This window comes from Cupriavidus necator A5-1 (assembly GCF_000744095.1).
Taxonomy (GTDB): Bacteria; Pseudomonadota; Gammaproteobacteria; order Burkholderiales; family Burkholderiaceae; genus Cupriavidus; species Cupriavidus necator_A.
Map to the genome: position 1 here is coordinate 441,414 of NZ_JQLI01000004.1, position 17,632 is coordinate 459,045.

Consider the following 17,632-nt stretch of genomic DNA (forward strand, 5'->3'; position numbering starts at 1 on the left):
ATCAGGCTCCGAACATCTTGGTATCGCCATAGACGTGAAAACCTCTGCCGGTCTTCTTGCCAAGGCGGTTGGCGGCGATCATGCGCCGTACCAGCGGTGGGCAGGCGGCGCGCGGCTCATGGGTCAGGCCATGCATGGCCTCGCACAGCAGCTTCTGGGTATCCATGCCGACCAGGTCGAGCAGCTCGAGCGGACCCATCGGATAGCCGAGCGCGGTCTTGATCGCCAGGTCGATATCGGCGGGCTCGGCCACGCCTTGCTCGACCAGCCTGATGGCGTCGTTGTTGAACGGGATCAGGAAGTAGTTGAGGATGAAGCCCGGCGTGTCCTGCGTGGTCACCGGCTTCTGTCCCATGGCTTCGGCAAAGGCCCAGGCACGCTGGAAGGTCTCGTCGGACGTGGCCAGCCCGGGGGACATCTCGATCAGCTTCATCAGTTGCGCCGGCAGGCAGAAGTGCATGCCGACGAAGCGGTCCGGCCGGCCGGAGCCGCCGGCGATCTCGGTGATGGAGATCGTGGAGGTGTTCGACGCAAAGATCGTGTGCTCGGGGCAGACCGGGTCGAGCGCCTGGAACAACTGGTGCTTGACCGCGAGATCCTCGAAGACGGCCTCGATGACGATGTCGCACTCTGCCAGGCTCGCCAGTTCGGGGGTGCCTTGCCACCGGCCCAGGGCGGCGGCGGCGGCGCCGGGCGGCAGCTTGCCGCGCTCCTCCGATTTCTTCAGGAAAGCCTCGGTCTGGCCTCTGGCGCGGTCAAGCGCTTCTTGCCTGGCATCGAACACGATGGTCCGAAATCCCGCGCGGGCCGCCACAATGGCGATCCCCGCCCCCATGGTGCCGGCGCCGGCCACGCCGACGGTTTGGATAGTTGTCACCGTTGTCTCCTACTTCTTCAAGAAACTGCGTCCGATCAGCTGGCGGTGCACCTGGTTCGTGCCCTCCCAGATCTGCGTGATCTTGGCGTCGCGCATCAGACGTTCGACGCGATAGTCGTTGCAGTACCCATAGCCACCCAGAAGCTGGACCGCATCCGTCGTGATCCGCATGGCGGCATCCGATGCGCGCTGCTTCAGCATCGAGGCCTCCACGCCGAAGTCCTTCTCGCCCGCGTCGACCATCTCGCCGACGCGCCACAGCCACGATTCGCACAGCGCCAGTTCCGAGGCGAGGTCGGCCAGCATGAACTGGATGCCCTGGAATTCCAGGATCCGTTTGCCCGATTGCCGGCGTTCGTTGATGTACGCGACGGCATCCTCGAAGGCCGCGCGGGCGATGCCCAGCGCATGCGCCGCGACGCTGGGCCGCGAGCGGTTCAGCGAGCCGAACAGGATGCGCAGGCCATCCCCGGGATTGCCGATCAGGTTGGCGCGCGGCACGCGGCAGCCGTCGAAAGCCAGGCTGGCGGTGCTGGAGGCGCGTGTGCCCATCTTGTGCTCGGTGCCCAGCACGCGCAGCCCCTCGGTGCCTTTCTCCAGGATCAGCACCGAAATGGCTGCCTTCGGATCGCTCATCTCCGACCACTTGCCGAACAGCAAATACTGGTCGGCGACGTCGCCGTTGGTGATAAAGGTCTTGCCACCATTGATGACGATGTCGTCGCCGTCAGGGGTAAAGCTGGTTCGCATGCCGGTCGCGTCGGAGCCGGCCGACGGCTCGGTGATCGCCAGCGAAGCAAGGCCGCCTTCTGCAATTCGCGGCAGCAGACGGGCCTTCTGTTCCTCGCTGCCGTATTCGATCAGCGGCTTGATGGCATGGAAATTCGTCGCCCAGACGATGCCGGTCGATGCGCAAGCCTTGGAGATCTCCCGCACGCAAGCGAGGTAGCAGAGATAGGAGAGTTGCGCGCCGCCATAGGCGTCGGGAATGAACATCGCGTTCAGTCCCAGCGCGTTGATCGCCTGCACGTTCTCCCACGGGAAGGCGCCGGTGCGGTCATACTCGGCGGCGCGCGGTGCGATCTGCGTTTCACAGAGATCCTTGACGCTGTCCAGGATCATCCTCTCTTCGTCAGAGAGGGGCAGGCGGGCGTCCAGTCGTTCCAGAATGTTCATGTGTGCATCCTTGTTCAAAGGGCCATGCCCTGGCCGCCGTCGACATAGAGCGTTTCGCCGGTCAGGAAGCGTCCGGGCAGCTGGAACAGCATGGCGACGAGCCGGCCAATGTCGGCGGCTTGCCCCGGGCCGCCGGCCGGAATGCGCTTCTTCAGGAACGCTTGCAGCGCCTCGCCATTCAGCTCTTCGCGATTCAGGTCCGTCTCGATGTACCCGGGCGCGATATTGAGCACGCGGATGCCGTTGCGGGCCCATTCCACGGCAAGGCAGCGCGAGATCGCTCCCAGCGCGGCCTTGGAGGCACAGTAGGCGGCGTTCCCCTTGACGCCCAGCTTGTCGTAAAACGATCCGATATTGACGATGAGCGATGAGCCGCTCTCGCACAGGTAGGGGTAGGCAGCCTGGCTGGCGAGCAGCACCGAGGTGGCATTGGTCGTCATCACCCGCTCGAAGTCTGCAATCGGGAACGTTGCGGACGCGCCTTGCAAATGAATGCCCGCGTTATTGACCAGGCCGACCACCGGCTTGCCGAACATCTCGGGCACCGCAGCGAATGCAGCCTGGACCGAGTCCGGGTCAGTGATATCGCAGCGCATGGCGCGCACCCGGCCTTGCGCTGCTTCGTCCAGCAGATCGGGAAGCTCCCCAGAGCGGGACAGGCACGCCACGTGCAAGCCGGCGCCGGCAAGGCTGGTTGAAATGGATGCGCCGATACCGCGGCTGCCGCCCGTCACGATGACCGTACCGTTGATCTCAGGCATCTTTGAACTCCGGCGTGCGTTTTTGGAGGAATGCGCGCATGCCCTCGGCCGCATCGGCGGTCTGGTAGGCAAGGGTGGACAGGTCGGCTTCGATGTCCAGGCCCTCGTCCAGCGTGGTCGCCATGCCGCGTGCGACGGCCTCGCGGGCAAACAGCGATGCGCACCGGCTGTAGCTGACGAAATCGGCCATGAAGGCTTTGCCGAGTTCCTCCGGCTCGCCTTCCGGCACGACACGGTTGACCAGGCCCCAGCGCTCGGCCTCGATCGCATCGACCGTCCGCCCCGACATCACCAGCTCGGTGGCGCGCGCTTCGCCCACCAGGCGCGGCAGCCTCTGGGTGCCACCGTAGCCGGGAATCAGGCCAAGCTTGATCTCCGGCAGGCCCATGCGCGCCTTGACGGTGGCGATGCGGAAGGTGCAGGCCATGGCCAGTTCAAGGCCGCCGCCGAAGGCGTAGCCATGCAGCACCGCCACGGACGGAATCCGCAGCGCGCCCAGCTTGGCAAAGGTGCGCTGGCCCAGTTGGGCGCCGACGCGCTGTGCCATCAGGTCCCTGTCCATCAGCTCCTTGATGTCGGCGCCGGCGCAGAAGGCCTTGGGGCCGGCGCCGGTGACGATGAGCGCGCGCGCGTCGGATGCGGCCACCTGGTCGAGGGTGTATGACAAGGCCTCGATCATCGTGAACTGCAGCGCGTTCAGTGCTTCGGGCCGGTTCAGGGTCAGGACCGCGTACGGGCCGGCATACTTGATGTCAATCGCCATGGTTATGCTCCCGCGACGGCCCGTGCCCGATACCGGACCGCCGTCGGCTTCAGTTGTCCGCGCAGGGTCAACTCGACCAGTTCGCGTTTGAGGATCTTTCCGCTGGCAGTCAGCGGGAAGCTGTCGAGTCCGAGGAAGTACTCCGGCATGTCGTATTTGGACAAGCCGCAGCCAGCCAGGTGTTCCAGCATGTCGTTCGGGGGGAGTTCCTGCCCGGCGCGCACGATGACCGCCAGGCAGACCTTCTCGCCCAGGCGCTCGTCCTGCACCGGGTAGGCCGCGGCGCGCTCCACCTTGGGATGGCGCATGGCGAGCTCCTCGATCCGTGCCGGGTGGATGTTGTGGCCGCCGCGGATGATCAGGTCCTTCTTGCGCCCGACGATCATCACGCAGCCGTTCTCGTCGACGATGCCGAGATCCCCGCTCATGAACCAGCCATGGATATTGAACGAAGTCTCGGTAGCGACCTGGTTGCTGAAGTACCCGAGCATCAGCAGGCCGCCGCGCCCGCCGATCTCGCCGACTTCGCCGACCTCGGCTTCTTCGTCGATGTTGTCCTGCTTCCAGAGCTTCACCTCATAGCCCCGGCATGCGCGTCCGCAGGTGGACACGATGGTGTCCTGCGTGTCGGTCGGAACCGTGTAGTTGTGCGACCCGTTCTCGGTCATGCCATACACGTTCTGCGGCGTCACGCCCAGGCTGACGAACTTCTGCGCGACTTCGCGAGGGATGGCCGCGCCGGCCATGTAGAAGGTGCGGACCTCGCCCAGCGACGTCATGTTGCGGTCGCGTACCGCCTGCAGGATGTCCATCGCATGGGTGGGTACGCCCATCACGTAGGTCGCGCCCGTTTCCAGGATCCAGTCGAGCGCGTGCTTGCCGGCGCGCAGGTTGGTCATCACCATCTCCAGCCCGGCCACCAGCATCTGCTCCATCGCGACCGTCGCAATGTGGTGGCTTATCGGGCTGAGCGTCAGCAGCGTGGTGTCGGCCGTGTGGCCCCAGTCCTCTACCAGGGCACGGCCATTCGCCAGCAGCGTGTTGTCGCTGTGCATGACGCCCTTGGGCAGGCCGGTGGTGCCTGACGTGAAAGCGAGATAGACGATCTTGTCCGGATTCAGGTCCGGCGTGGAAAGGGCTGAGGGGGGCTGCCTGTCCGGGAACGGAAGGGCGCCCTCCGGCAGCGCGGCATCGCCGGCAGCCGGATTGGGCAGCGCAAACACGCACGCCAGCGTCGGGATATCCGCCACCCTGGCGAAGATGGAGTTGCCGTCGGAGTCGGCGCCATAGCCCGGCATCGCAAACAGCGCGCGGCACTGGATGCGGTTCAGCAGCGTGCAGATCTCGTGGACGGTGTAGTTCTGGTGCAGCGACGGGCAGCAGACGTAACCATTGCGCGAGCACGCCAGGAAAATGATAGTCGCCTGCACGACGTTGGGCAGCCAGATGCCGACGCGGTCGCCGGGCTTCATGCCCTGGCGGTGGAGCGCTACGGCGACGCAGTCGACCCAGTCGACCACCTCGCGCCAGGTCAGCCTGACATCGGCATCGCGCAATGCGCAGGAGGTGGGACGCTCGCGCGCATGGCGCCGGGCCAGCGTGTACAGCGTCTCCTGCCGCCAGATGCCAGACAGGTAGTAGTCCCTCGCATTCTGCGGGTTGTGAAGGGTCAGGATGTTCTGCATGGTGGTCACCCGTACTTCAATGTCCGAACTTCGAGGGGTCGGGCTTGCGGCGCTCGGCGAAGGCGGCTGCCAACTCGTCGTGCTCGTCCGATTCGAGGTAGCCGCGCAGCAGCAGGTCATGCGCCATCCGGGACAGGCCGCTCACGCCGCCGTGGCGCGCATTGAAGGCGCTCTTCAGCGAGGCCAGTGCGTACGCGCCGCGCTCGGCGACCTCCAGGGCATACTCCCGGGTCGCCGCGCGCAACTGGTCATCGGGGACGACACGGTTGATCAGGCCGATCTCGACCGCCTCCTGAGCGGTGATCTTCGGGTTGCGGTACCAGATGTCCTTGGCGCGCTTCTTTCCGACCAGGTCCTCCAGGTACCACGTGCCGTAGCCAGCGTCGAAGCTGCCGACCATCGGGCCTACCTGGCGGAAGATGGCGGACTCCTTCGCGATGGTCAGATCGCAGACGACCTGCAGCACATTGCCGCCGCCCACCGCGAAGCCATTGACCGAAGCAATGACGGGCTTTTGCAGGCGGTCGATGCTCTCGTACATCTCCAGCGTCGGCAGCACCCCGGCATAGAGCGTCGTGTCTTGCATGCCGTCCTTGCGGCCGCCGGTGCAGAAGAACTTGTCTCCGGCACCGGTGATCACGATCACGCGCGTACGGGTTTCACGGCGGATCGCGTTGATGCAGTCGCGGATCTCGTGGCACATGGTCTCCGTGAACATGTTGCCGTCTTCCGGCCGGTTCAGCGTGATCGTGCCGATGGGGCCGTCTTCTTCGTAGAGGATTTCCGAGTAGCTCATTGTGTCTCCTGGTTAGACGATTTCTGAGTCGATGAGGCCTGCGATACACGTCGCGGACATGGCAAGGCGTTCCGCGAGAATGCGTTCGGTGTCCTGCCCGAGAGCGGGGGGAGGGGTGCGATAGACGGCGCTGGCGCCGTCGAAGGCGATGCCAAGGCCAACCTGCGGGACGCGGCCCGCGGCACCCTGGCCGGCAAAGAACATTCCGGCGTCGCGCAACGGCGCGTCGTCAACCAGTTGGTCGATGCTGTTGATCGGCCCGGCCGGGATCCGGTGCCTGGCGAACAGCGCCAGCCAGTGTTCACGCGGCTGGGTAGCCAGGATCTCGGCGATGGCGGCGACGATCGTTGCGCGTGCCTGGCGACGCTTCGCATTGGTTTCAAAACCGGCCTGCTTGCCGAAGGCGGGGTGTTCAACGGCGTCCCAGAAGCGCTGCCAGATCGCGTCGTTGCCCAGGCCGAGCGTGATGGGGAAATCGGCGGTCTCGAACACCTGATAGATGGCAATGACGGAGTCGGTACCGCCCGAGCGCATCGGCGGCTCGCCGGACCCGAGGAACGGGACGATACGGGGTGCCATGAAGCGCGTGGCGGTGGCGACCATCGACACGTCGACCTGCTTGCCGGCACCGGTGCGTTCCCGCTCGAACAGCGCGGCGAGCGTGGCCATGGCAATATCCTGGCCCGCCAGCAGGTCAGCCGCGGGGGTGCCGACCTTCTGTGCGGGCCGGCCTGCCTCACCGGTCAGATGCATCACACCTGAGTAGCCTTCGGCGATCAGGTCATAGCAGGGCAGGTCCGCACGCTCGCCCTGCAGGCCGAAGCCGGTCACGGACACATGGATCAGCGCCGCGTGTATCGACTTGAGCGTGGCGTAGTCCAGCCCGAGCTTTTCCTGCACGCGCTGGGTCGTGTTGAGCACGACGACATCGGCCTGGCGCACCAGTTGATGGGCGATGCCGCGACCCTCGGCCCGGGTCAGGTCGATCGTCATGCTCTGCTTGTTGCGGTTCATGCTCAGGAACCACAGCGACTCGCCATCCAGGAACGGCGGGCCCCAGCTGCGCGTGTCGTCGCCGCCCTGGCACTTCTCCACCTTGATAACCTCGGCGCCGAGATCTGCCAGCAAGAGGGTGCCGTAGGGGCCGGCTACCGACGTCGTGAAGTCGAGTACGCGAATGCCGTGTAAGCAAGAGAGGCCGGCGCCGGGCACCTGGAAGGGTAATGTCTTTAGTGTGTCCATTTCGAGTGGGTTCTACGCAAGTGCCTTCCTACTGCAAAGCGCATGCCAATGCGCAGTACGAAACTCGCGAGATTGCGCGGAAAGGCTGGAAACGTAGAAGCGAGCGCGTGTTGCGGCAATACGCTGGCGGAGCAGAGTCGCCATGGCAGGTGTCAATGCTGGGGATGGGACTGTAGTCGCGCTGTCTTTCGCAGTTGCGGGGACGCCATTGGTGTAGTCGGCGAAGACACAGAATGGTGGCGCAGCCAGTGGTATTGGGGGGAAGAGAACCCGGAAGGAGACGGTGGCGCATGCCATTCATCTGCGTAGCCCGCGCGCATGGAATTCAGTGTGAATTCTCGTGGCCATGCGGCTCCGGGCGGCTATGAGAATGGGGGGGAGCCATGGAGTTCCGGTCCTTTCTGAATAAGCGACTGAGCATGAGGGAGGGCGTGGCGAGGAATCGACTTCCCGCCAGCGCAGACCATCATCGTTTAACAAGCGCTCGCCATGTAGAACAGTTCATTGTCCAGCCCGGCGTAGGCCGGCGGACATCGGGACAAGACCATGATGGTGTTCGGCGACGCCAAGAAGGTGGTCGAGGACATGTTCAAGGCGGTGGACTGGGACGCGCTTTCGCGCTCGTCGCCAGGCGGGGGCCCGGAAGGAGACGTCGCGTCAGTTTTGGCCTTGTAGGCCTCCAGCATCGGCATGCCGGCGATCGGCGACTTGGGATCGGTCTTGGCCGCCGGATTGACCACATCGTTGGCGCCTAGCACCAGCACCACGTCGGCCTGGCCGAACTCGCTGTTGATGTCTTCCATCTCGAAGACCTGGTCGTACGGCACCTCGGCCTCGGCCAGCAGCACGTTCATATGGCCCGGCATGCGGCCCGCCACCGGGTGGATCGCGCACTTTACGGTCACGCCCTTTTCGGTCAGCGCTTCGGTCAGTTCCTTGAGCGCATGCTGGGCGCGAGCCACTGGGAGGCCGTAGCCCGGCAAGAAGATGACAGTCTCGGCGTTGCCAATCAGGAACGCGGCATCATAGGCCGAGCCGGACTTCACGTTGCGCTGGGCCTGCGCGCCGGCCGGTCCTGCTGCCGCGGCGTCGCCGTCGAAGCCGCCCAGGATCACATTGAAGAGCGAGCGGTTTATCGCGCGGCACATGATGTACGAGAGGACGGCACCGGACGACCCCAGCAGCGAGCTGGCGATGATCAGCATCGGGTTGTTCAGCGAGAAGCCGATGCCCGCCGCCGCCCAGCCTGAGTACGAGTTCCGCATCGACACCACCACCGGGGTGTCGGCGTCGACCATCGGGGTGATGATTTAGCACGCCCAGCACGAAGGCAATCGCCAGCATGATTAGGAACGGCGTCCAGGTTTGCGTATGGAGAGGAGGATGCCGAAGCCGACCATTGCCACCGCCAGCAGCAGATTCAGCCAGTGCTGGCCGGCGAACACCACCGGCGCGCCCTGGAACAGGCGGAACTTTTAGCGGCCGGCGAGCTTGCCCAAGGCGATCACTGAGCCCGAGAACGTGATCGCGCCGACGAGGCAGCTGATAAACAGCTCGATGCGGTTACCCAGCGGGGACCAGGTGCGCAAGTTCCGGTTGCGCCGGCGTGATGCCGAACGCGGCCGATTCTGCCACCGCGGCCACCGCGATAAACACCGCGGCCCGGCGTGACCGTCCAAACGTGGTAGCGCTTCACCGTCTCCGGTGTCGCGGCGACGCGAGTCTCGTCTCGCCACGACTCACGCGAGATGCCTATTTGCATCAATGTCTACTTTGTCCCGGGATTGGGATAGATGGTGTGAACCGGCGATCGGCCGGGGCGGAACGCGGTTGGTAGCCGTCAATGCCCAGCCGTGGATGGTGGGAACACGCACCACGAGCCATTGGCATGACGGAAGAAGAACAGCGACAGGTCGCCCGAAGCGCGGACCACGTCCACCTTGACACAACCGGTGCAATGCCCGGGCGGGCGCACGCGCGTGACACGGGCCGGCATATCTGCGTCGACGCCGACCCATTTTGCGAGCAGTCTCCTCAAGGACGTTCTATCAGTGTTCACTTTCTACCACGTTGAGTTCAGCTATGCTTCCTGTACTGCAATCGCTGTGCCAACAATGCAGAATCGTACGATGTCTGGGCTTTTTCCTAACGTTCAAAGGATTGCGGGACGGATAAGAGAAGGGGATCATCGACGGCGCGGTCGCGTTGTATTCCGCGGAGACGTTCATCTGTTCGCGCGGACTACAATCACACTTCCTTCGTCGTGAATGGCGGCCCGACCGTGGGGTCGGGAACGCGCAGCAGCACCTAACCCCGCGATGCAGGGCCAGCGGCGCGGAGCGTTAGGACGAGTTGGTGCTCTGTCTGCCAGTTGAGCATCCCAGGGCAGAGGAGAGCGTGATTGATTTGCGCAACCTGGCGGATGAGCCGTTTGTGATGTTCGAGCGCGAGATGAACCCGGCGAACCATGACGCGTTGATCGGCCTGTTCAGCCAGGCGGGCATCCATCCAAGGATCGTGCACTACACGCGCAACTGGATGACCACTGTGTCGATGGTATCGGAGGGCTGTGGTATGGCGATCGTGCCGGGCACGCTCTGCCGCATGCGCATGCGCATGGCGGGCGTGCGTCTCGTGCCGCTGGCCGGCGCCGCCGTGCCCGCGCGGGGCATGTTGGTATGGAACCCCACATTCGTTACGCCGGGGCTCGAGAGGTTTCTGGAGAGCGCCACACGCACGCTCGCGGGTCTATCGCCGAAGTAATCGTAGGCACGTCTCGCTCAGTGCTTTCCGGCGGTGTTCTCGGGCGTCACCAGCTTGCCGATACTCTTACCGGAAAGCTCCTTGACGACGTCGATGAACTGCTGCAGAACGGGCTCGGTACGCCCCTTCATCCAGCAAAGCTGAAAGTTGGTCTTGTAGTTGGCGTCCGTAAGCCGTATGACGGCCACGCCGGACGGATAGTTAAAGTACTTGCCCAGCACGGTCAATCCGATTCCGACCCCGACAGATATCAGGTTCATCTGCGATGCAATGGAGTGGACCTCCTGAACGACCTGCGGCTCGAAGCCTGCCTCCTGGCATAAGGCGAACAAAGGCCCATAGCCCGGACTGACGCTGGACCTCGGAACGACGACGAATCGTTCGCCGGCGAGCTGGCTCAAGGAGACAGCTTTTTTCTTTGCGAGTGGGTGGTCATCGGGTACCACGACGCCGAGTCCGCCCGTCTGAATCACATATCGCTCGAGCGACGCCTCGCCTTCCGTCTGGACACTCCCCCTTCTTTGCTTGCGGGTTTGTCCGGCATCCGGGCCGAAATGCATGAAGCCAGCCTGGATCTTTCCGTCCAGCACCGCCTTGACCTGGTCGGAAGTCGGCATCTCGACCAGACTGAGCGCCACGTTAGGATGGTATTCGAGATATCGCTTGATCGCGGCCCGAAACAAAGGGTGATACAGGGTCAACGATCCATAGCCGATGCTCAGCCCCCCGACCTTGCCTTCGCCAACTTGCTTCGCCAGCGTGATGACCTGGTTGAGATCACTCATGATGCTCTGCAGTCGAGGCAAGATCGCGAGCCCGGCAGCGGTCAGTTTGACGCCGTGAGGCTGCCTTTCGAAAAGCTCAACCCCAAGTTCATCTTCCAGGTCGGCGATGATCTGCGAGACCGCCGGACGGGTGACGAACAGACGGTCCGAGGCACGACCGAAATGCTCCTCTTCCGCAGCAGCGACGAAATAACGCAGATGTCTTAGTTCCATGGATCGGGGATGTATCTGTCGGGCGCTTGGTGCCCGTCCGTTGACGGGCCGCCTCCTTCCCGGGCAGAGAGGTTGCTTTGCTTACAGTGTGGCAACAATGTGCCGGGGTGTCGAGTCGCATTTACCACATGTCAGGTAAGCTGAGCTAACCACGGAGGTGCGGCCGCCGGTAAGCAGGACTTACCCGAGGAGGGCCTAAAGTCAACTGGACGTCTGGGCCATACAGGGACGAAACTCTCGCTGATCGCGTTGCATTCGCCACGGACGGGGCCATCCGTTTGCCGGGACCGCCAGGGAGGAAGCACACTTCCGCCATGGCGGCCTCCACAGGTCGAATCCAGTCGCCGGCGGGATGATCGCCAGCCCGAAACCCAATGAGGAGACACATGAAAAGCCGCCGCCATTTTCTGAAATTCCTTTCCGGCTGCCTGTTTGCGTCGGCCGTCTTCCCCGCGCACGCGCAGGACGGCTCGTATCCCGTCAAGCCGGTGCGCCTGATCGTCTCGACCTCGGCCGGCGGGATGACGGACATATTGGCGCGGCTCTATGCGGAGAGCTTCTCGAAAACCCTGAAGCAACCGTTCGTGGTCGAGAACATGCCCGGCGCCAGTACGATGCTCGCCTCGCGCTATGTCGCAAGACAGGCAGCCGACGGCTATACGCTGCTCGTCGCTGCCAACACCATCGCGACGCTTCCTCACGTCGAGAAAAGTGCCGGCTATCAGATGAAGGATTTCACTGGCGTTGGGGAGCTTGCACGGTCGCCCTCCCTGCTGGTGGTCGGCGGATCATCGAAAACGAAGACGATCCCCGAACTTGTTGCGGCAGCGAAGCGGAATCCGGGCGCCGTTACCTATGCATACACGGGCCGTGGGACGACGTCGCACATGACGGCTGAGTTGTTCGCGCGGGATGCAGGGGTCAGCTTTAATGGCATCGCGTACAAGGGGATTTCGCTGGCGGTGCCCGACGTCTTGGCAGGCAGAGTCGAATTCCTGATGGGGCCTTCAACCTCGACGGAAGAGTTGATCAAGAGCGGAAAGATGCGCGCGCTCGCGATCACGTCGAGCACCCGCTCTCCGGCGTTTCCCGATGTCCCGACCTTCAGGGAGCTAGGATACCCGAATGCCACATATAACCTGTTCTTCGGCATTTTTGCGCCCGCAGCGATCCCCGATGCCGTACGGAAGACACTGGCGGATGCCATCGATTCGGCAAAGAAGGACCCGACGTTCACCGGGCGGCTGCGACGCTTGGGCATGGAAGTTTCAAATGTGAGAACGCCACAGCAGTTCAACGCGTTCCTTCGGGACGAAGAGGAGAAATCGGTGAGCCTGCTCAGGCAGTAAGCCCGTGCTGACCGGGGCCCTTCCTGCTGGCTAAAGCGCGCGTCGTTCCTCAGTTGCCATGCCAATCTCCGCCAGTCATCTGCGTGCGAGCGCCGGGCGCGCGCGCCATCCGTCGATCGAACGTCTCCCCGGGCCGGTGAGGCTCAGTTGCCTCGATGCCGGGATTATTGGCATCAGGAACATCCAGCTCCCGTTTCCGATCCGGGTTGTCGTCGAAGCCGGGACGTGCGAAGTATCAATGCGCGGCTTTACCAGGGCGGTTCGCCACGGCGAGTCTCGCCTCATCCCCGCTCTGGAAGAGGTATCGTTGACCTTATTGCGCCAGGCCAAGGTCACGCTGACAATCGTTCCCGAATCCGGGCCCGGATTCCCGGCACCCGGACGGGACCAGGGCCGCGTCTCCTCCAGCCCGTCGACGGACGACCTTAGGCAGCGGAAGCCTGCGACGGCGGGTATCTCCCTCGCTGTCTTCACTTCGCCGCAATCGGACTGGGGGCTCTCATCCGCCGCGGCATGCCTCGGCAAGCTCGACGGTCGATGGCTTTCGCGCAAGCTCCTGCAGGAGTGTTCCAGCCTTCGCCAACTCGTCAGGACGCAACGCCTTTCGCGATTCGTGTTCGACCTGCTGTGTTCGGCGACGCAGTCTTCCGCAGCGTCCTACGGATTCACCGACCGGTGCCGGCTGGAGAATGCGGTGTATGACCAGTTCGGAATTTCGGTCGCGGTACTTGCGAGGCTTTCTTCCGCCGGACACGCGTAAGTTCTGGTTAGCTTCTCTTACCAGGCGGCGAAGAAAATCGAACTCGACGCGCCAAACCACGGTGCACTAGCATGCGATCCATACAACTAGAAGCAGGAGACAAATGAAATGAAAAGGCGTCAGTTCGTCCACGCCGTCGGCGGGATTTCATTGGCGGTCATGGCCTGCGTAGCCAGCGCGCAATCGGCGCCATATCCCACCAAGCCTGTCCGCATCATCGTCAGCAGCGCGGCCGGAGCCTTGCTGGACTCCTCGGCCCGCCTGTACGCCGACAGGATGTCACGCTATCTGAAGCAGCCGGTGGTCGTGGAGAATATGCCCGGCGCCAGCTCGATGCTCGGCGCCCGATACGTCGCGCGGTCGGCGGCGGACGGCTATACGCTTCTCGCCTTCGCCAATACAGTGGTGACCATGCCTCAACTGCTCAAAGGGGCCGGGTACGACTTCGGCAAGGATTTCGTTGCAGTGGGAGAGATGGCGCGCTCCCCCGCCTTGCTCGTTGTCGGGGGCGCGTCGCCCTTCAAGACGCTGCCTGATCTCGTGGGCGCCGCAAAGAAGAGCCCGGGGGAGGTGACGTTTGGCTCCGGTGGGCAAGGAAGTACCTCGCATCTGCCAGTGGAGCTGTTCATAAAAGGCGCAGGCATACGCCTCACGCACATCCCTTACAAAGGGGTCGCTGCCGTGGTTCCCGACGTCATTTCCGGTCGAGTGAACTGTATGATGGGTACGCCGACCTCCCTGTACGGCTCGATCCAGGCGGGATCCCTGCGCGCGCTCGCCATCTCCTCCGAAAGCCGATCGCCGAAGTTCCCGAACGTTCCAACCTTCAAGGAACTGGGCTATCCCGATGCCTCGTACAGCGTCTTTGTCGGCCTCGCCGCTCCGGCTGGAATTCCGAAGGCGGTACAAGCCAAGCTGGCGGAGGCCATGGAGGCCGCTCGATCGGATCAGGCGCTGCAGGCCCGCCTCGCCGCACTGGATCAGGAAGTGTCCGAAGTTCGCACACCCGAAGGATTCCACGCGTTTCTGCTTGCGGAAGAAAGGCGGACCGTGAAGCTGATCAAGGAAGCAAATATCCAGCCGGAATGACGTTCCTGGGTTGGTGGTGGAGCGATCGCCATGGTGGTTGAAAATGAAGCGTGAACCAGAAGGAATTCTCGTCCTGGACGAGCATGGGGCGACGACGTTTTCCAGCGGTCTTGGCCGAGACTCGCTGATCTCCCAGTCACTATGCCGGCTCTGGCAAAACCGGGGCCGGATGCCGGTCGGGCGATTGTCGGCCTTGACGGACCTGGACCGACCGATGACGGTCGCAGCCATCCCCACGCGGGATGCCGTTTGCTTTCTGATTTTCGATTCGCAGGAAGCGGACGAATTCAGCGAGTTCCTGGCAAGCGTCGATTCGGCGGAGGATATCCTCCGTCACTTCATCACCGACCCATACAAGGCCATGGTCGTCGTCGACGCCGATGGCAGGATCACCTACATGAGTCCCGTCCATGAGCGCTTCTTCGGCCTCCGGCATGGCGAAGCGCTGGGCAAGCATGTGACCGCCGTAGTCGAGAATACGAGGCTGCATGAGGTCGTGGCGACAGGGAAGGGGCAAGTCGCGCAATTGCAGGAGATGAACGGCGTCACCCGTGTTGTCTCGCGCCTTCCTATTCTCGATCGCAAGAAGCGGGTAGTCGCGGCAATCGGGCAGGTGATGTTCAAGGGACCGGAATCCATCCGCGAGTTGACCGTGGAACTTGCCCAGGTGAAGCAGGAACTGGATTTCTATCGGCGGGAGCTTTCGGGAATCCGGAACCGCAGCTATGGGCTGGACCAGATCGTCGGCAGCAGCGACGCCGTGCGCCGTCTCAAGGACGATATCCTGCGCCTGGCACCGCTCGACGTACCTGTTCTGCTCACAGGAGAGAGCGGGACCGGAAAGGAGATGGTCGCTCACGCCATCCATATGCTGAGCCCGCGTAACGACAAGCCATTGGTGCTGGTCAATGCCGCTGCGATGCCGCCGAACCTTGTCGAGAGCGAGCTGTTCGGCTACGAGCCAGGCGCGTTTACGGGGGCGGATCGCAAGGGAAGAAAAGGCAAGTTCGAGGCTGCGGATAGCGGCACGCTATTCCTGGACGAGATCGGAGACATGCCGGTCGACATGCAGGTGAAGCTCCTGCGGGTGCTTCAGGACGGCAGGTTCGAGCGGGTCGGTGGCGATCGTGCACGGCACTCCGATTTCCGGCTCATCTCGGCCAGCAACCGCGATTTCAAATCCATGATCGCCAGCTCGAGCTTTCGGCTGGATCTCTTTTATCGCATCAGTGCCGTCACCTTGCGCCTGCCTCCGCTGCGCGAGCGGCTCGAGGACATTCCCGAGCTTGCCGACAGCTTCCTGGAGGCATTCTCGGTCCGGCATGGAACGCCGAAGAAGTCCATTTCGGAATCAGCGATCCGCTTCCTGCAGTCTCGTGCGTGGCCGGGCAATATCCGGCAACTCCAGCATGCGATCGACAGGGCGGCGATCTTCTGCGATGGCCCCGTGCTTTCCATCAGCGACTTCGGAAGCCTCGACGGTGTCGAGCATCCGTCCGGCGGCGTCCAAAGCAATGGCAAGCGATCCGAAACCGAGTCGGCCAAGTACGAGATCCGCGAAGCTACCGAGCGGGTCGAGTCCGAGATGATCATGGAGGCCATGCGGCGCACGGGCGGAAACAAGTCGCGTGTCGCGGAGCAGCTTGGCATTTCGCGTTCCTATCTCTATAAGCGACTCAGCATGATAGAGAGTGCCGGGAAGGCGGAACTGGTTTCACGGTAGGTATCGGCCGGGCAACTTTCGCCCGCAACGACGCGGCGCGCGTTGCTTCCCATGCGGGCGTCCCATGCGGGCATGCAGCGGGGGGCGGGATCGGCCTGATCGCGGAGCAGTGCTTCGTACATGGATTCGCGGACGGCCGTTGCACCGGCCGTCCGGCAATCCAGAGACAACTCAGGCGATCAACTGCAGTACGGAGGCAATGGGCTTGCCATCCCGCAGTCCATGAACGGCCGCGATCAGATCGTCAGCGTTGACGGGAGAACGGCCAAAATCCAGGCAGTCCAATACCTTGTCCCGCAGTTGTTGGGCCGACATACGCTTTCCGGGGCTGCCACACACGTCATGGGCTTCGATGTGGAGCCGCTTGCCATTGGCCAGGTCCACGTCGAACGCTACCGGCACCATGCCCAGGAACGGGACGGCGGCATCGGCTTCGATCATGATGCGCTCGGCGGCGAAGTTACCCACGCGCTCGTCGCGGATCGCAGCCCCGGTGAAGTCGCCGATGCGTACCGCGCCGCGTTCGAGGCCGACGGCCACGGTGTAGGCGATGCTGAATTGCGCATCGACGACTCCGGCTGAGCGATGGTCGAACTTCCGTCCCACCATGTTCACCGCCTGGCCGCTTACGCGAATCCGGATCTGTTTGACGTCGCTGGAGCGCACGCCCTGTGCGTGCAGTTGCAGGGCCAGGTCGATCGGAGCGTGCGTGAAGCGGCAGGCCGGGTAGGGCTTCAGGCTCAGGTCCTCCGGCAGGTCGCACCGTTCAATGCCTGCGCGGACGGCGTCGAGATCGAACTTGCCGTCCTGGTACAGGTTGACGAATCCGGCCTTGCCTTCGAACACGTTGCTCGGTCCGTCGATGCCTGCCTGGGCGAGCGCGGCGGACATGACGACGTTCTTCACCATCTGGGCCGGCTGGAAGCGCTTGGCGAGGCTGCCGTCGATGATCGACTGCAGGCTGCCGGCGGTCTGCGTAAGCTGGTGACCGAGTGCGTTGACGGTGGTCTCCGTATCCCAGCGTCGCAGGCGCGCGATGGCGAGCACCGCGCCCACCGACCCGCTGATCACGCTGTAGTTCCAACCGCGTGAGCCTTTGGGGCCACCGGCACGGCCGATGCGCATCGCGCCGTCGACCCCGACGGCCAGCGCGGTGAGGAACTCGCGGCCATCGCAATCGGGCCGGCTCTCTTCGACATCGGCAATCAGGCCGGGCAGCACCATGCCGTTGGCGTGCAGTGGCACCTTGTCATCCGTGTCGTCGTAGTCCAACGCGTGCATGCTGACCGCGTTGAGGAACGCGGCAAACGGCGCGCTGGCGTGGCCGAAGCCGCCCCAGACCGAGCAGTGGCCGGTGCCCCAGCGCCCCACCGCGGCACGTGCCTCCTTCAGTCCGGGCGCGTGCAGGCCGGCAAGGGCGCAGGCGAGACTGTCGATCAGGCCGTCGACCGTGGCATCAATGGTTTCGTCGCGCAGCTTGTCGTATTCGCGGCTGACGGCGTTTGAGGCGAGCAGATAGGCGATATCCATGGTGGCATAGGTAAGGTTGCAAACGCGTCAAGTATCGGCCGGCGGGACTGCGGAGAGCCAGTCGCTTTTCGTCGATGCCAGCGTAAGCAGTCCTTACGACTCTACCCGCCATGGTATGAC

14 protein-coding genes and 1 pseudogene are annotated in these 17,632 nt (G+C 63.6%); 5 read left to right on the forward strand and 10 right to left on the reverse strand.

What is annotated here, in order from left to right; translation table 11 throughout:
* Position 1: 1 nt before the first annotated feature.
* From K307_RS23915 to K307_RS23950, 8 genes and pseudogenes are all read right to left on the reverse strand, one after another.
* Positions 2 to 877, reverse strand: a complete 876-nt coding sequence (locus tag K307_RS23915; RefSeq protein WP_042883270.1) for a 3-hydroxyacyl-CoA dehydrogenase family protein — start codon at positions 875 to 877, stop codon at positions 2 to 4.
* Positions 878 to 886: 9 nt separating this feature from the next.
* Positions 887 to 2,053, reverse strand: coding sequence for an acyl-CoA dehydrogenase family protein (locus tag K307_RS23920; RefSeq protein WP_042883271.1), 1,167 nt, complete (start codon positions 2,051 to 2,053; stop codon positions 887 to 889).
* Positions 2,054 to 2,067: 14 nt separating this feature from the next.
* On the reverse strand, positions 2,068 to 2,814 hold the full coding sequence (locus K307_RS23925; protein WP_042883272.1) for an SDR family NAD(P)-dependent oxidoreductase: 747 nt from the start codon (positions 2,812 to 2,814) through the stop codon (positions 2,068 to 2,070).
* Positions 2,807 to 3,577 (reverse strand): enoyl-CoA hydratase/isomerase family protein, encoded by a 771-nt coding sequence (locus K307_RS23930; protein ID WP_042883274.1) that lies wholly within the window; start codon positions 3,575 to 3,577, stop codon positions 2,807 to 2,809. The genes K307_RS23925 and K307_RS23930 overlap by 8 nt, the downstream gene beginning before the upstream one ends.
* A gap of 2 nt (positions 3,578 to 3,579) precedes the next feature.
* Positions 3,580 to 5,262: a class I adenylate-forming enzyme family protein gene (locus K307_RS23935; RefSeq protein ID WP_042883429.1), complete on the reverse strand. Its 1,683-nt coding sequence runs from the start codon at positions 5,260 to 5,262 to the stop codon at positions 3,580 to 3,582.
* Between the two features lie 16 nt (positions 5,263 to 5,278).
* Positions 5,279 to 6,058 (reverse strand): enoyl-CoA hydratase-related protein, encoded by a 780-nt coding sequence (locus K307_RS23940; RefSeq protein ID WP_042883275.1) that lies wholly within the window; start codon positions 6,056 to 6,058, stop codon positions 5,279 to 5,281.
* 12 nt (positions 6,059 to 6,070) lie between these two features.
* Positions 6,071 to 7,270 carry a CaiB/BaiF CoA transferase family protein gene (locus K307_RS23945; RefSeq protein ID WP_230626050.1) on the reverse strand — a complete coding sequence of 400 codons (1,200 nt, stop codon included), beginning with the start codon at positions 7,268 to 7,270 and terminating at the stop codon, positions 6,071 to 6,073.
* Between the two features lie 692 nt (positions 7,271 to 7,962).
* A pseudogene (locus K307_RS23950) lies at positions 7,963 to 8,962 on the reverse strand (NAD(P)(+) transhydrogenase (Re/Si-specific) subunit beta); the annotation flags it as partial.
* Positions 8,963 to 9,655: 693 nt separating this feature from the next.
* On the opposite strand from K307_RS23950, the gene K307_RS23955 reads away from it, so the two are divergent.
* The gene (locus K307_RS23955) at positions 9,656 to 10,063 is read left to right on the forward strand and encodes a LysR substrate-binding domain-containing protein (RefSeq protein ID WP_196251614.1); all 408 of its coding nucleotides are present in this window, start codon (positions 9,656 to 9,658) and stop codon (positions 10,061 to 10,063) included.
* A gap of 17 nt (positions 10,064 to 10,080) precedes the next feature.
* Here K307_RS23955 and K307_RS23960 read toward each other — a convergent pair whose 3' ends face one another.
* Entirely contained in the window at positions 10,081 to 11,061 is a 981-nt protein-coding gene (locus tag K307_RS23960) for a LysR substrate-binding domain-containing protein (protein WP_051975152.1), read from the reverse strand.
* A 386-nt stretch (positions 11,062 to 11,447) separates the two neighbouring features.
* Between K307_RS23960 and K307_RS23965 the strand changes: the two genes are divergently transcribed.
* From K307_RS23965 to K307_RS23980, 4 genes are all read left to right on the forward strand, one after another.
* Positions 11,448 to 12,410: a Bug family tripartite tricarboxylate transporter substrate binding protein gene (locus tag K307_RS23965; protein ID WP_042883278.1), complete on the forward strand. Its 963-nt coding sequence runs from the start codon at positions 11,448 to 11,450 to the stop codon at positions 12,408 to 12,410.
* 58 nt (positions 12,411 to 12,468) lie between these two features.
* Positions 12,469 to 13,170: a hypothetical protein gene (locus tag K307_RS23970; protein WP_042883279.1), complete on the forward strand. Its 702-nt coding sequence runs from the start codon at positions 12,469 to 12,471 to the stop codon at positions 13,168 to 13,170.
* 108 nt (positions 13,171 to 13,278) lie between these two features.
* On the forward strand, positions 13,279 to 14,259 hold the full coding sequence (locus K307_RS23975; RefSeq protein WP_042883282.1) for a Bug family tripartite tricarboxylate transporter substrate binding protein: 981 nt from the start codon (positions 13,279 to 13,281) through the stop codon (positions 14,257 to 14,259).
* Positions 14,260 to 14,302: 43 nt separating this feature from the next.
* Positions 14,303 to 15,982, forward strand: a complete 1,680-nt coding sequence (locus tag K307_RS23980; RefSeq protein ID WP_042883283.1) for a sigma-54 interaction domain-containing protein — start codon at positions 14,303 to 14,305, stop codon at positions 15,980 to 15,982.
* Between the two features lie 171 nt (positions 15,983 to 16,153).
* Here K307_RS23980 and K307_RS23985 read toward each other — a convergent pair whose 3' ends face one another.
* Positions 16,154 to 17,512 carry an MmgE/PrpD family protein gene (locus tag K307_RS23985; RefSeq protein ID WP_042883285.1) on the reverse strand — a complete coding sequence of 453 codons (1,359 nt, stop codon included), beginning with the start codon at positions 17,510 to 17,512 and terminating at the stop codon, positions 16,154 to 16,156.
* Between the last annotated feature and the right edge of the window lie 120 nt (positions 17,513 to 17,632).

Excerpts from the sequence above, each read along its gene's own strand:
- K307_RS23980 (WP_042883283.1), top strand. The coding sequence starts at position 14,303 with ATGAAGCGTGAACCAGAAGGAATTCTCGTCCTGGACGAGCATGGGGCG.
- K307_RS23965 (WP_042883278.1), top strand. The coding sequence starts at position 11,448 with ATGAAAAGCCGCCGCCATTTTCTGAAATTCCTTTCCGGCTGCCTGTTT.
- K307_RS23960 (WP_051975152.1), bottom strand. The coding sequence starts at position 11,061 with ATGGAACTAAGACATCTGCGTTATTTCGTCGCTGCTGCGGAAGAGGAG.
- K307_RS23940 (WP_042883275.1), bottom strand. The coding sequence starts at position 6,058 with ATGAGCTACTCGGAAATCCTCTACGAAGAAGACGGCCCCATCGGCACG.
- K307_RS23925 (WP_042883272.1), bottom strand. The coding sequence starts at position 2,814 with ATGCCTGAGATCAACGGTACGGTCATCGTGACGGGCGGCAGCCGCGGT.
- K307_RS23920 (WP_042883271.1), bottom strand. The coding sequence starts at position 2,053 with ATGAACATTCTGGAACGACTGGACGCCCGCCTGCCCCTCTCTGACGAA.
- K307_RS23975 (WP_042883282.1), top strand. The coding sequence starts at position 13,279 with ATGAAAAGGCGTCAGTTCGTCCACGCCGTCGGCGGGATTTCATTGGCG.
- K307_RS23985 (WP_042883285.1), bottom strand. The coding sequence starts at position 17,512 with ATGGATATCGCCTATCTGCTCGCCTCAAACGCCGTCAGCCGCGAATAC.
- K307_RS23935 (WP_042883429.1), bottom strand. The coding sequence starts at position 5,262 with ATGCAGAACATCCTGACCCTTCACAACCCGCAGAATGCGAGGGACTAC.
- K307_RS23930 (WP_042883274.1), bottom strand. The coding sequence starts at position 3,577 with ATGGCGATTGACATCAAGTATGCCGGCCCGTACGCGGTCCTGACCCTG.
- K307_RS23970 (WP_042883279.1), top strand. The coding sequence starts at position 12,469 with ATGCCAATCTCCGCCAGTCATCTGCGTGCGAGCGCCGGGCGCGCGCGC.